The organism is Jejuibacter sp. L23 (assembly GCF_050815825.1).
Taxonomy (GTDB): domain Bacteria; phylum Pseudomonadota; class Gammaproteobacteria; order Enterobacterales; family Enterobacteriaceae; genus Jejubacter; species Jejubacter calystegiae.
The window spans coordinates 387535-401905 of record NZ_CP138199.1; the positions used below are offsets into that span (position 1 = coordinate 387535).

Genomic DNA, 14371 nt, shown 5'->3' on the forward strand with positions numbered 1-14371 from the left:
GGTTTTTTATATTAGCCCGCCGCGCTTTCACGCAGCCTGGACTTCAGGTGTTGATACTCTTCCTGAACGTAACGCTCTGCCGCCTGCTGGTCGGCAATGGGCTCCAGACGGACCGCGCTGTATTTATACTCCGGCGTTTTGGTTATCGGACTCAGATTTTCGCTCACCAGTTCATTACAGGCGCCAATCCACCACTGATAGGTCATATAGACCGCGCCGCGATTGGGGCGATCGCTGACCTGGGCACGAACGATCACCCGCCCTTTGCGTGACGTTACCCACAACAGCGCTTCATCGTGAATGCCCAGCCGTTCGGCATCGTCCGTATGGATCTGGGCATAGCCTGGCTCGTCGGCCAACGCCGCCAGCGCCGCGCAGTTACCGGTCATTGAACGGCAGGAGTAGTGCCCCACCTCGCGCACCGTCGACAGCACCATAGGATAGTCTTCGCTAAGCTGATCCTGGGGCGGTAGCCAGTCGCAGGTGAAGAACTGCCCCAGACCGTTGGGTCGGTCGAAACGCCCTTCATAAAGCCAGGGAGTTCCCTGATCCTCGGGGGATTCGCTGCGGCATGGCCACTGAATGTAGCCCAGCTCGCCGATTTTTTCGTAAGTGGCGCCATAGAAAGAGGGGCACAGGTGGCGCATCTCATCCCAGATGGCCTGAGTGTTTTCATACTGCATCGGGTAGCCCATGCGGGTGGCGAGTTCGCTAATAATCTGCCAGTCGGTTTTCAGATCCCACTGGGGCTCGACTGCCTTAAAGAAGCGCTGGAAGCCGCGATCCGCCGCGGTATATACCCCTTCATGCTCGCCCCAGCTAGTGGCGGGTAGCACTACGTCCGCCACCGCGGCGGTTTTGGTCATAAAGATGTCCTGAACCACCAGTAGCTCCAGGCCGTCCATCGCTTCGCGTATCGCTGACAGTTCGGCGTCGGTCTGCATGGGATCCTCCCCCATAATGTAAGCAGCACGGACTTCGCCGTGGGCCACGCGATGCGGTAGCTCACTGATGCGATAACCGGTTTTTTCCGGCAGAGAGGGCACGCCCCAGGCTTTGGCGAATTTGTCGCGGTTTTCCGCTACGCTTACCGACTGATAGCCCGGGAAAGTGTCCGGCAGCGCCCCCATATCGCAGGCGCCCTGAACGTTATTCTGGCCGCGTACCGGGTTAACGCCGGCATTGGGCTTGCCCAGGTTGCCCGTCAGCAGTGCCAGACTGGTCAGGGCGCGTACCGTCTCCACTCCCTGATAGAACTGAGTCACGCCCATGCCCCACAGAATGGTGGCGGTTTTGGCCGTGGCATAGAGCCTGGCGGCCCGGCGAATGTCGGCGGCGGTGACCCCTGTCACCTCTTCTACCGACTCCGGCGTATAGCGGGCGACGATCTCACGCCAGGCGTCGAACCCTTCTGTGCGTGATGCGATAAAGGCGCGATCCTCCAGTCCCTCTTCAATAATCACGTGGGCCATGGCGTTCAGCAGCGCGATATTGGAACCATTGTGTAACTGAAGGTGGAGATCGGCGATACGGGCGCTCTCAATACGCCGCGGATCGCAGACAATAAGTTTCGCGCCTTTCTGTTTTGCCCGAATCACCCGGTTGGCGATAATCGGGTGTGAATCTGCCGGGTTATAGCCGAAGATCAGCAGTAAATCGGTATCCTCAATCTCGGTGACTGAGTTGCTCATAGCGCCATTGCCCACTGACTGGTGCAGACCTGCAACCGAGGGGCCGTGTCAGACGCGCGCGCAACAATCGACGTTATTGGTACCGATGACGGCCCGAGCGAATTTCTGCATCAGATAGTTGGCTTCGTTGCCGGGCCCCCGGGAAGATCCGGTGGTCATAATGGCGTCGGGGCCGTACTTTTCCCGTACCTTCAGAAATTTGTCGGCGACATAATCCAGCGCTTCCTGCCAGGAGACCGATTCCAGCTTGCCGCCACGGCTCTTGCGAATCATTGGATTTTTCAGACGGGGCGTCAGGATCTGGGTATCGTTAAGAAAGTCCCAGCCATAGTAGCCTTTCAGGCACAGCGTGCTCTGGTTGTTCCTGCCAGGAGCGGGTTCGGCGCCGACGACTTTGCCATCGTCGACCAGCAGATGCATTTTGCAGCCAGAGGCGCAGTAGGGGCAGACGGTCATAACCTTGTTCATATGGTGAATCACTCCCTTGTAGCCTGTTCTGGCGGTCGTCAGCCGCCTTATGGTATGAAGTTCTCCTTGTCTGATGCATCTTCTGTGCCATGCATTTCAGACTGATATCGGGCATGATAGCGGAGAGAAAAGCAGCAATTCCCTGATTGAAAACATGAAATTGGATACCCCTAACCGTTAACGGCAAGGAGCATGGAGATGAAGGATGTGATAACGGCGCGGCCTGTCGCGCTCGATGGTGTATGTAACGTTCGGGATCTGGGAGGCTACCCGGTGCGTGAGGGAGTCATTCGCCCGGGCCGCCTTTTGCGGGGCGCAGATCTCAGCATGCTTACGCTGCCAGGTCAGCGGCAGATGGTTCAGTTGTCAGTGAACAGGATTATCGATCTGAGAACCGATGGTGAGGTTGCGGAAGCGCCCGATCGCTATCCCGAAAGCGCACGACTGGTGCGGCTGGATGTGCTCAAGGCGGTGATGGAAGGGCACAGCGCCGATCCGAAAGAGATGGTGGCCCGGCTGGGTCAACGCGACCCGACTCAGATACTGCTTGAGGTCTACCGCGCATTTATCACCGACGCCGCATGCCTGGAGGCCTGGCGCGGCTTCTTTAACACCCTGCTGGAGTCCGAAGATGGCGCAGTCTATTTCCACTGCACCGCCGGAAAGGATCGTACGGGATTTGCCGCGGCGCTGGTACTGCTGGCTCTGGGCGCGAAAACGGAACTGATTGTCGCCGATTACCTGCTTAGTAACCGCTATCGCAAAGAAGAGAATCAGCGGCTGCTGGCGAAATTTATAGCGTTTGCGCCGGACAAGCGGCCAGAAGAGATCCTGACGCTACTGGAGGTGCAGGAAGCCTGGCTGCAAAATGCGCTGAATGCGATGGACGACGGCTACGGCAGCGCCGACGCCTTTCTGCGCGATGCGCTGGGCATCGGCGTGCAGGAACGCCGGCGGCTGACCGAACTGCTGGTGGTGGCCGGTTAAAAACAGAGCCAGATAAACCGGCTCTCCAGGCCTGAGGCCAGGCCATCGAACGCCGGTAGCGCCATTATGCCCAGTAGCCCCAGGGCGCACAGCAGGCGGAGCGATAGCGACGCCATCATCCCTCCTCGCGCTCATGCTCCTGCTGCACTTTACGCAACAGCAGCCACATGCGTACCGTTCTTACCGCCACCTTCCGTGCCGCCGTCGGCTCGGGAGCAGGATCCGGGGCAATGTTTTCCGTCGCGTGGCGGGCAGTACGGTCGGCGCCGTTAAGCACCAGGTTCGCTACAATGGCGGTGACGGTGCCGATGGTAATACCGCTGTGCAGAAACAGCTGTGCCATTTCCGGCAGTTGGCTGAACAGTCCGGGTACCAGTACCGGCATCAGGCCCAGTCCGAGCGTCAGGGCAACCACCATTCCGTTGTTATTATTACGATAGTTTACTTTACCCAGGGTGCGGATGCCGGACACTGCCACCATACCGAACATCACCACGCCCGCGCCGCCAAGTATTGGCTTCGGGATCATCACCACCAGCGCGGCCATTTTGGCGAACATTCCCATCAAAATGAGAATGCAGCCCGATACTGCCACCACAAATCGGCTACGCACGCCAGTCAGACCGATAAGCCCGACATTCTGGGCAAAGGCGGAGTAGGGAAAAAGATTAAACATGCCGCCAATGGTGGTTGCCAGCCCGCAGGCGGTCAGCCCCCGACGCAGCATCGCCTGGTCGGCTTTCCTGCCGACGATTTCTCCGGTCGCCATCATAGAGGACATGGTTTCCACCATCACCACCACCATCACCATTGAGAGCAGCACGATAGGCAGCAGATGAAATTCAGGGGTTGCAAAGTGCATCAGGCGCGGAAAGTTAAGCCAGGAGGTTTGAGAAACCACCTGGAAATCGAGAGGATTAAAAAAGCCCCACAGGATAGTGCCGATAATCAGGCCGATCAGCACGGCGATATTTTTAATCAGACCTGATGCGAAGGTGTAGATATTGAGGATAATCACCAGAGTAATAAAGGCCATAATCAGCGATGTCATATTGCCGAAACTTTCCATATCGCTGCTGCCGCCGCCGATCCAGCCGCCAGCGACGGGCAAAATCGACAGTCCGATAAGCGTGACGATGGCCCCCATGACGACTTTGGGAAACAGATGTACCATTCGGCAGATCCAGGGGGCGCAGAGTAGCGTGAAAATGCCAGCGACGATCACCGCACCTGAAATGCCGCCGATACCGTACTCCTTACCGATGAGCACCATGGGCACCAGTGCCGCGAAGGTACAGCCTTGCACTACCGGCAGGCGGCAACCTATCCACTTTCCGATCCCCAGCGCCTGAATAATGGTGGCTGCGCCGCAGATAAATAGATCGGTGCTGATCAGCATGATCACCTGTTCGGCGGATAGCCCCACGGCGGTGCCGACAACCAGGGGGACTGCGACGGCGCCAGCGTACATCACCAGCACATGTTGCAGCCCATAAAGAATCATCTGGCCCGGAGGCAGAATTTCATCAACCGGGCCTGGTGATATCAGGGATTTCGTAGGGTTCAGGGTGGATTCTTTCATCGAATATTTTTCTCCTGTACGGCCCAGATAACAGCTATGCGGGCTACGATTCGAAGGCGTGCTGCCTCCCTTAGGTACGTCGTTATCCGGAACGCGTAAATACGGAAAACGCAGGAAACAGAATGCGTAAGCGGTGCCAGATTGCTGTCTGTGGCGGCATTTGATGGATGAACTGTGAAAATCGTCACGCAAATAGCCATAGACTGGCGAAAACAGGAGGAGGAATGTGGATAGCGCGGGAGAGGATTTTTCACTGGCGGCTATCACAATGAGAATGAATAAATCGTATTGATGGGGAGTCATACCGGAATAAAAAGCAGCGGCGGGACAGAGTCCCGCCGCCTGGGAGCCTGGCTGAGATCAGAGTTCCGCCATGCGTTGCCACATTTTTTCTGCCACCGGTCGCGCTTCTTCGTATAGTCGGGCGGCGTCAAAGGAGAACTGGCGATCCTCGTAGATCATGCTGCCCGCCACCATCACGCTGTGAACGGACGCACTGCTCAGGCCAAAGGCAAAATGGCCTGCCAGGTTTTCCGGATACAGCGGTGTGGGGGCCGGGTAATCGCAGATGGTGAGATCGGCGGTATAGCCCTTTGCCAGACGCCCGAAAGGCTGGTTGAAATTGCGTTCCAGCAGTTGATTGCCGCTGTGAAGCATATTCAGGAAATCGGTTGGCCATAGGGGGCCACCTGCATCGCGATGCTTAAAGTAAGCGAACTTCAGCTCTTCAAACATATCTGAGCCGATACCATCGGTACCCAGCGCGACGTGCCTGAGCATCGACAGATGCGGGTTATAGCCGACGTTGTTATTCATATTTGAGCGGGGGTTATGCGCCAGGAACGCGTGGCGTTCATTAAGCAGCAGCACATCGTCGGGTGACAGCCACAGGCCGTGAGCAATCAGGCTTTTTTCCCCCAACAGACCATATTGATCCAGGCGGGCCAGCGGCTCCATTCCGTACTTATCACGGCTCCAGGAAACGTCGTAACGATCTTCCGCAACGTGAATATGCAGCCCGCGGCCGGTAACTTCGCAGGCTTCATGTAGCAGTTTCAGTCCGGCATCGGGTACCGTAAAGGGAGCATGGGCACCGATATGCGCCTCAACCAGATAATCATCGGGGGATTTTTCTTTATCGCTATCAATCAGTTGGGCGAAGCGAATGTTCTCTTCCACGCCTGCTTCCAGCTCCTTCAAGCCGCCGTTGCGATCGGTGGTTTCAAAGCAGGTCATACCGCGCAGGCCAACGGTGATAAAGGCTTCGCGCAGCAGCGCCAGCGAACCGTGGATAAACTGCGGCGAGGCATGGTGGTCGATAACGGCAGTACAGCCGCTGCGCACTGCTTCCAGCGCGCAGATCACGCCACTGTAGTAGAGCGACTCTTCATCCAGCGCGCGATCCAACCGCCACCACAGGTTTTTCAGGGTGGAGATAAAATCGGGGCACGGGGCGATGGGAGCAAGAATGCCCCGCGACAGGCCGGAGTAAAAGTGATTATGGGCGCATACCAGTCCCGGCATCACCAGCTTGCCGGACATCTCCTTCACGGGGGCATCGGGATAGCGGGTTGCCAGGCCAGGGCCGACATCAATGATGCGCGAGCCCTGAATCAAAATGTCGATGCCGGGCGTCACCTGGGCCGGAGAAAACTCAACGGCGGTACAGTTTTTTAGCAGTAGCATAGGGGTTATTCCTCCACGGCACCCAGCAGATAGCCATGATGCTGCCGGGTGTAGTTGATAATCCGGTCCATCTGCGCCAGCGTGTCTGGCAGACCGACAGGTTCTCCGTTTTCATCAAGCGCAAACTGCCAGGTGCGTCCATCCTGACGAATATGTATTTGCTTTCCGTCCAGCAGGAAGCCCGGGTTATCGCTTTGCTCAAAATCTTTTGCAAGACTAAAGACCGTAACCTTGTCCTTGTAGGGTTTGCCTTGCCACGGACAGAACTGGGCGCAGTTGCCGCATTCGTTGCACAGCGCGTCCAGGTGAAGGATCTGCTGGCGGCTGTGGAAGCCCGGTACCGGAATGGCGATATTGGCGCGGTTGGGGCAGACATCCACGCACTTACTGCACACGTAGTTACAGGAAAGACAGCGCGACGCTTCCTGGCGGGCGAACGCATCCGGCGCGTCGGGCGCTATTTGGCGCACGGCGATGGCGCCTTTACGGCTGTAGACCTCCAGGGGATCGGTATTCATGGCGTCGCGACGGGTATGAGTCACGGTAATATTTTCACGTTTAAGGATGGTGTCACAGGCCTTACGTGCACCGCCGATGGCGCCCACGATAGAGGCCGGGCCGCTCTGTACATCGCCAATCAGAAAGACGTTTGGTAGCGCGGTTTCCAGCGTTTGAGGATCGACCGACGGGGCGTCGCCATTATTGCTCTCCAGCCCCATGGCTCGCAGTGCCTGCCAGTCCGGAGATTCGCCGGTCGCGGTAATGAGCGCATCGAAGTGCAGGGTGCGCTGCTCATCGGTGGGCAGCGGGCGGCGGCGCCCGCCTGAGTCGGGCTCGCCCAGGCGCATTACCCGCAGATGCAACTGACCATCGGCATCGTAGCGTTCCGGGTTCACCAGCGTCACGAAGCGCACGCCGTCCTGTTCGGCTTCTTCAATCTCTTCAGGCCAGGCGGGCATGGCGTCCCGATCCCGGCGGTAAACGATGGTGGCGCCGGTGACTTCCGGTAGCCGCAACGCTGCACGGGCGCAGTCCATAGCGGTATTACCGGCGCCGACAATGGCGATTTCGCCACGCAAGGGCGGTGGGGCGTCGCTGTTAAAGGCGCGCAGGAAGTCGAAGGATCGCCAGACGTCAGGATTGTCGCCTGCGAGTTGCAGCACATTGCTCTGGCCTGCGCCAGTACCGATGCAGATATAGTGGAATCCCTGCTGGCGTAGCGTGTCTATGGTCAGGTGCGGATCGCAGTTGTAGACGAATTTCACCCCGTGATCGGCGATAAAGTCGATATCCTGCTGTACCAGTTCCGCTGGAATACGGAAACGTGGCACGATGTTTCTGACAATACCTCCAGCGTTGGCCTCGCGTTCGAACAGGGTCACCGGATGTCCGGCCCGAGCCAGGAAGTAACCGGCCGCCAGACCTGCTGGACCGGCGCCTATCACCGCCACCGGATGGCGATTGCCGGTACCCGCAGGCTTATGCCAGCGGCGACGATATTCCTCCCAGCCTTTTTCCCGGGCAATCTTTTTAATGGCCCGGATATTCAGGGCGTTCTCGTAGTCCAGACGGGTACAGTTAAACTGGCACTGGTGATCGCAGATATGGCCGGTAATGGACGGCAGGGCGTTGCGTTCATAAATCAGCGACAGGGCATCGGCATAGCGCCCCTGGCCTGCCAGCCGCAGATATTCCGGGATATCCTGCTTAATGGCGCAGGCGGTGACGCAGGGAGCGACGTAACAGTCCACCAGCGGTAGCGCCTCGCCAGTGTCGATCTCCTCTTTGCCTTTCCAGGCTTTCTGGGCCCAGTCGGCGCTCAGTGCTTTATCCGCCAGGCGGTTTAACGCGGCAACGTTGATCCCGTCATGTTGCCAGTCCTCAATCTGTGACAGCAGACGGGCACATTCGGCCATGCGCAGGTAGCCGCCGGGTTTCAGCAGATCCGTTGCCATGGTGATGGGCTGGATACCGGCGCTGAAGATATCGACGATGTTGAACTGGCTGGCGCCGCCGGAATAGGAGATGGGCAGGCGGCCATCAAAATGGCGCGACAGCATGGCCGCCACGTTAATGGAGAGCGGGAACAGCGCTCGTCCGGACATATACATCTCATCACCGGGCAGTACGCCTTTATGGTTGCGGGCGCCCAGAGTGTTGGTCAGCTTCACGCCAAAAGAGAGCTTTTTCTCGGCGCCCAGCGCTATCAGGCGTGTCAGCATCTCCAGCGCCTGTTCCGCCTGGAGGTCGTGACTGAACGACTCCTCGCTGAGGGAGATATAGTCGAAGCCGTTACCGTCGAGGATGGCCCGGACCCGGGCGTAACCCAACAGGGTGGGGTTGAGCTTCACGTAGGTGTGAAGGTTCTTTTCCGTCAGCATATAGCGGCAGATGGACTCAATTTCATCCGGTGGGCAACCATGCATGGTGGAAAGCGTTACGCTGCGTACCATGCGCGGTGAGATATTTTCCGGCAGCTCGCGCAGCGCCCGGGCATCGCCTTTGGCCAGCAATTTCCAGCTGCCCCGGGCGATAAACTGCGCCAGTTCCTGACGGTAGCGGCCAAATTTGCTGTTTTTTCCAGCATCCATCATCTCGTCGATAAATTTCTGCATCGGCGGTTGGGTGATGCCCTTAAGGTCGTAACCGACGCTCATATTGAAGATAAATGAGCGCCCCTGCAGCGGCCCACGTGGGGAGAGCAGCGTTTCCAGCAGCCAGAGCGCCATCCAGGCCTTCATATACTCGTCCCAGGCTTTCTCCAGCGTGTACTCGGTGGACCATTCGGTGTTAAAGGCCTCATCGCTGGCGTCGATACAGGGTTTTTCCAGCTCCAGACGGTCAAGGATCTGCACCGTTTTCAGTTCGATAAAACTGCCGCCGGTCAGCCAGGCGACGATGATATTAGGGGCCAGTTGGGTGTGTGGGCCCGCTGCCGGGCCTACGGGGGTGTCGCAGGTTTCGCCGAACAGCGAAATCTGGCGCGAGGGATCGCGGGTATAAAATTCGGTTTCGGGGATGCCAAAGATGGCACCCGTCTCTTCATATTCGGCGCAGATGCGCGTTAAAAGCTCACTAAAAGGAATGGGACGCATGATGTCAGCCATACATTGCTCCTTGCTCTGTTGTTCTTTTGTGCCCGGCGCGGTGCCGGTGACGGAGGATCGCAGCTACCGGGAAGCAACATCTGAGCCAGTGGTGCATCTGTGGCGGATTTCGCGCCGGTATCGTGACTGGATTCGCACTCTGCACGGCAAAAGCGGGTATGGGGCAGGGGAGCCTGGAGCGACTCTCGCAGGGTGAGACATTCTGGCCGCCGGGCCGTATCAAAATGATAAAATTCGGGGCGGATAGCCCGAAAATCGGGGGCGGCACAAGAGTTGCTTCTTTTTGGAATCTATTCCGGAATGACGAGGGCTCGTGTGATGACTATTTTTTCTACCCTGTCCCGCCTGGAGGCGGAAAACCGAAGCTTTGCCCTGTTGCAGATTGTGGAAAGCCGGGGCTCAACGCCGCGCCATTCCGCCTGCATGGTGGTGACCGAAGGCGGCGAGGTACATGGCACCATTGGTGGCGGTATGCTGGAACGGCTTGCCATTGAGCGTGCCAGAGCGGCGGTAGTGGAAGGTGCCTCCTGCCTGTTTCACGGTCGGCTGGCGCGTCAGGGAGAGAACGCGGTCGGTTCCGACTGTGGCGGCGCGGTGACGGTGCATATCGCCGTTTATCCCCGGCGCCCTGAGCTGTTCCTGTTGGGGGCCGGTCATGTGAATCGGGAAGTGGCCAGGGCGGCGCTGGCGCTGGATTTCCAGGTGACCGTGGCGGATACCTGGCAGGCCAACCTGGAGCATCCCGAACTACCGACAGCCTGTCGGCGGGTGAGTGGTAAGGATTATGCCGCGATTGTTCCCCAACTAGGGCTGGATGAACAAAGCTATGTGGTGATCGCCACCAATCATGAAGACAGAGAAGCGCTGACCAGGGTCATTGGGCTGCCGGTACGTTATCTGGGCCTGCTGGCCAGTCGACGCAAGGCCCACCATTTCCGCAATGTCCTGCGTAAAGAGCTGGGGCTGGCGGAACAAGAGGTCGCGCGTTTGCATGCGCCGCTTGGTCTGGATATTCACGCCGAAACGCCCGCAGAGATTGCGATCAGCATTCTGGGCGAGCTCGTCAGTCTGTATCGCGGCCATCGGGTAACGCCGCAAGTGACACCGACAGACGGCGAAGCACAAGCTGCCGCCTGTCAGCAGGAGATTGCCGTTACTGGCTGATGATGGTGCCGGTTCTCCCGGCAATGCCGTCGCTGGCACGCGCCAGCAGGGTAATCAGCGCTTGACGGCCCGGGCGCGACTCCGCAAAGGCCAGTGCCGCTTCTACCTTTGGCAGCATCGATCCTGGTGCGAACTCGCCGGCGCGGATATAGGCGTGAGCCTGCTGGGGGGTCATGCTATCCAGCCATTGCTGCTGTGGGGTATTAAAGTGTACTGCCACTTTCTCTACCGCGGTCAGGATGATCAGCATATCCGCGTCTATGGCCTGGGCCAGTAGCGCACTGGCGCGATCTTTATCGATTACGGCGCTGGCGCCGCGTAAATGGGCCCCCTCCGCCACCACCGGGATTCCGCCGCCGCCGATGGCGATGGGTACCTGACCGGCGGCCAGCATCGCCTTAATGGCATCCAGCTCGATGATTTCGACTGGTTCGGGGGAGGCCACCACGCGACGCCAGCCGCGCCCCGGTTCTTCCCGAACCCGCACGCCTTGCCGTGCCAGCTGTTGGGCGTTATTCTCGCTCAGAAAGGAGCCGATGGGTTTGTCGGGCTGGTGAAACGCTGGGTCGCGCTCATCGACCCGAACCTGGGTAATCAGCGCCGCCACGCCCTTATTGATACCGCGTTTGCGCAGCTCTTCACGCAGCGCATTTTGCAGATCGTAACCAATGTAGCCCTGGCTGAGCGCCACGCAGACCGACATCGGCAGTACCGGTGAATGGGCCGGAGTGTGGGCCGCAGACTCAAAAGCCTGATGGATCATGCCGACCTGGGGCCCATTACCGTGAGTAATTACCAGCTCGTGCCCTTCTTCAATCAGGCCAGCCAGCGCCTGTGCGGTGCCTTGTACTGCCTGCATTTGTTCTGCCAGATCTTTGCCCAGCGCGTTACCGCCCAGTGCCAGTACGATTCTTTTCTTCATGGATCTACCCCCGATTAACGGAAAAAGGTTGCCGGTGCAGGAAACGTCCGTGCCCTGCCCGACCAGTAAAGCGTCCGCGTTCGCAGACCACTTCGCCGCGGGAAAGGGTCATGACCGGCCAGCCGTGGCAGGTGAATCCCTCCCAGGGGGAGTAGTCGACGTTATCATGCAGTTCGCTGTGGTGAATGGTGGTACGACAGTGGGGATCAAACAGCACCAGGTCGGCATCACTGCCGGGCATCAGATTGCCTTTACGCGGCCATAAGCCAAAAAGCTGCGCCGGCGTGGCGCTGGTCAGTGCCACGAAGCGTGAAGGGCTGATGCGCCCGGTCGCGACCCCTTCGGAAAACAGCAACGCCATCCGGTTTTCAACTCCGGGCAAACCGTTCGGGCAGCGGGTGAAATCGTCAGCGGCCATCCTCTGGCGCAAGGAGAGCGGGAAGGTGCAGTGATCGGTGGCGACGGTGTTGATACTGCCGTCGGTAATGCCGACCCATAGTTTGTCCTGTTCGCCGTGAGGACGCAGAGGAGGCGTTAATATATATTTCAGGGCATCTGGCCGCTGATAGAGATTGATATCCAGCAGCAGATACTGTGGACAGGTTTCTACCCACACTGGCTGGCGCTGCGCTTGTGCTAGTTTGACATATTCCAGCCCCAGTCCATTTGACAGGTGGACGATATAGAGTGGGGCATCACCTGCCAGGCGTGCCAGATTGATGGTTCGGGCAATCGCTTCCGCTTCGCAGGCGACTGGGCGACTGCGCGCATGCCAGATGGGGGCAGTTTTCCCCTCTTTGATAAAGCGCTCGCGGTTGTCATTCACTACTGCATTATTTTCCGGATGCACCGTTGCCAGAGCGCCAACTTCTTTCAGACGACGTAACAAATGAAGCGTGTCGGCATCCTGCAGGTTGTACTTATAAGTGAGGTAGAATTTAAAGCTGCTAATCCCTTCCTCGTGAACCATTGATGTCAGTTCATCCAGAATTGCGTCATTGATATGCTGGATTACGCCATGGAAGCTGTAATCAATGACGGCTTTATCACGAGCATATTGATGATACAGTTCAAGTTGGTGATGCAGATTGCAGCCAGTAGGGCCGAATCCCATATGATCGATAATGGTTGTGGTGCCGCCACAGGCGGCGGCGCGGGTACCGGTAAAGAAGTCGTCACAACTGCGCGCAATTCCAACGTCAATATTAAAATGGGTATGGACATCCACACCGCCAGGCATCACCAGCAGGCCGCTGGCGTCAATCACCTGGTCGACCTGTTTATCAGGGATATCGGCAGAGGTTTGGGCGATTTTTCCATTCTCAATCAGTAGGTCGCGGCGATATTCTCTGTTGGCATCCACCAGGGTACCGCCCTTAATTAATACTTTCATGGCTCTGCTCCCGGGGCGCTTGCACAGGGCGCCTCAGACTGAATACATCCTCTCCCGAGGAGGGAGAGGGGGCACATGTCGCGGCTTATAGCCTCAGACTGGATCTCCCTCTCCCTGATGGGAGAGGACCGGGGTAAGGGTGTCTCAGGACTGCTGCAGCCAGGTTAACGGAATCGCTGCATACATTGCCGCACAGGTCACCAGATGTGATTTCCAGGTCTTCTCGTTGGGTGCGTGGGCCTCTGGCTCTTTACCGGGGCCGAAGCCAATGACTGGAATACCGTGGCGACCCATAATAGAAACTCCATTGGTTGAGAAGGTCCATTTGTCGACCACCGGATCCTTGTTAAACAGCCCCTGATAAGCCGCGCTCAGGCTACGCACCGTAAAGTGATCTTCTTCCACTTTCCAGGTGGGGAAGTAGCATTCGGTGGGGTAGACCAGGCCGGTCCAGGAAGGACGATCGTACTGATAGAGTAACACCCGGGCTTTGGCGGCCTTGACGGCGGGCAGTGCGCGGATCTCTTCCAGCGCCCCTTCCCAGGTTTCGCCCCAGGTCAGGCGGCGGTCGATAGAGACAGCGCAACTGTCCGCTACCGCACAGCGGCTGGGGGAGGTAAAGAAGATCTCTGAAACGGTCAGGGTACCTTTGCCAAGGAAGTCGTCGTTGCCCAGATGACCAGCCAGAGACTGCAACTCCGTCAGGATCGGCGCCATTTTAAAGATCGCGTTATCGCCGCGCTCCGGCGCAGAGCCGTGGCAACTGATGCCGTCCACCTCGACCCGGATCTCCATACGTCCACGCTGGCCGCGGTAAATCTGACAGTCTGTGGGTTCGGTACTGACCACAAATTCCGGGCGAATGCCGGACTGTTCGATGATGTACTGCCAGCACAGGCCGTCGCAGTCCTCTTCCTGTACAGTGCCGGTCACTAGCAGGGTATAGTCATCTTCCAGTCCTAACTCTTTGATAATTTTACCGGCATAGACCATTGACGCCATACCGCCTTCCTGGTCCGAAGTGCCGCGTCCTCCGATAATTTCATCGTCTTCCATGCCCTCGTAAGGGTCGAATTTCCAGTTATTGATGTTGCCGACACCGACGGTATCGATATGAGCGTCCATCGCCAGCAGACGCGGACCGTGACCGATATAGCCCAGAATGTTGCCCATGGGGTCGATCTCGATTTTGTCGAAGCCGACCTTTTCCATCTCTTCCTTAATGCGCTGGACAACGCGCTTTTCGTCGCAACTTTCGCTGGGGATCGCGATCATATCGCGCAGAAAGCGCGTCATTTCCGGCTGATAGCGCTGAGCCAGTTTCAGAATGTCGTTGAAGGGTACAGATTTAGCCATAACAGATTTCCTCAC

At 57.9% G+C, this 14371-nt stretch carries 10 protein-coding genes; 2 read left to right on the forward strand and 8 right to left on the reverse strand.

From position 1 onward, the window contains the following. Positions 1-11: 11 nt before the first annotated feature. Positions 12-2159 (reverse strand): formate dehydrogenase subunit alpha, encoded by a 2148-nt coding sequence (gene fdhF, locus SCU88_RS01770; protein ID WP_175341857.1) that lies wholly within the window; start codon positions 2157-2159, stop codon positions 12-14. A 198-nt stretch (positions 2160-2357) separates the two neighbouring features. Here fdhF and SCU88_RS01775 point away from each other — a divergent pair, with 198 nt between their 5' ends. Beyond that, positions 2358-3146, forward strand: a complete 789-nt coding sequence (locus SCU88_RS01775; RefSeq protein WP_175341858.1) for a tyrosine-protein phosphatase — start codon at positions 2358-2360, stop codon at positions 3144-3146. Here SCU88_RS01775 and SCU88_RS01780 read toward each other — a convergent pair. The 4 genes from SCU88_RS01780 to ygfK form a co-directional block, all read right to left on the reverse strand. Next, on the reverse strand, positions 3143-3265 hold the full coding sequence (locus SCU88_RS01780; protein ID WP_277752996.1) for a hypothetical protein: 123 nt from the start codon (positions 3263-3265) through the stop codon (positions 3143-3145). The two genes, SCU88_RS01775 and SCU88_RS01780, sit on opposite strands and share 4 nt — an antisense overlap. After that, positions 3262-4728 carry a solute carrier family 23 protein gene (locus SCU88_RS01785; RefSeq protein ID WP_175341859.1) on the reverse strand — a complete coding sequence of 489 codons (1467 nt, stop codon included), beginning with the start codon at positions 4726-4728 and terminating at the stop codon, positions 3262-3264. The genes SCU88_RS01780 and SCU88_RS01785 overlap by 4 nt, the downstream gene beginning before the upstream one ends. 360 nt (positions 4729-5088) lie before the next feature. Beyond that, positions 5089-6414 (reverse strand): putative aminohydrolase SsnA, encoded by a 1326-nt coding sequence (gene ssnA, locus SCU88_RS01790; protein ID WP_175341860.1) that lies wholly within the window; start codon positions 6412-6414, stop codon positions 5089-5091. Positions 6415-6419: 5 nt separating this feature from the next. Next, positions 6420-9521 (reverse strand): putative selenate reductase subunit YgfK, encoded by a 3102-nt coding sequence (ygfK, locus tag SCU88_RS01795; protein ID WP_175341861.1) that lies wholly within the window; start codon positions 9519-9521, stop codon positions 6420-6422. 318 nt (positions 9522-9839) lie between these two features. Here ygfK and SCU88_RS01800 point away from each other — a divergent pair, with 318 nt between their 5' ends. After that, on the forward strand, positions 9840-10685 hold the full coding sequence (locus SCU88_RS01800; protein ID WP_175341862.1) for an XdhC family protein: 846 nt from the start codon (positions 9840-9842) through the stop codon (positions 10683-10685). On the opposite strand, the gene arcC is transcribed toward SCU88_RS01800, so the two are convergent. The 3 genes from arcC to SCU88_RS01815 form a co-directional block, all read right to left on the reverse strand. Next, positions 10675-11607: a carbamate kinase gene (gene arcC, locus SCU88_RS01805; protein ID WP_175341863.1), complete on the reverse strand. Its 933-nt coding sequence runs from the start codon at positions 11605-11607 to the stop codon at positions 10675-10677. The genes SCU88_RS01800 and arcC overlap by 11 nt on opposite strands. 4 nt (positions 11608-11611) lie before the next feature. After that, positions 11612-13000 carry a dihydropyrimidinase gene (gene hydA / locus SCU88_RS01810; RefSeq protein ID WP_175341864.1) on the reverse strand — a complete coding sequence of 463 codons (1389 nt, stop codon included), beginning with the start codon at positions 12998-13000 and terminating at the stop codon, positions 11612-11614. Between the two features lie 144 nt (positions 13001-13144). Further along, positions 13145-14356, reverse strand: coding sequence for a YgeY family selenium metabolism-linked hydrolase (locus tag SCU88_RS01815; protein ID WP_175341865.1), 1212 nt, complete (start codon positions 14354-14356; stop codon positions 13145-13147). Positions 14357-14371 lie beyond the last annotated feature (15 nt).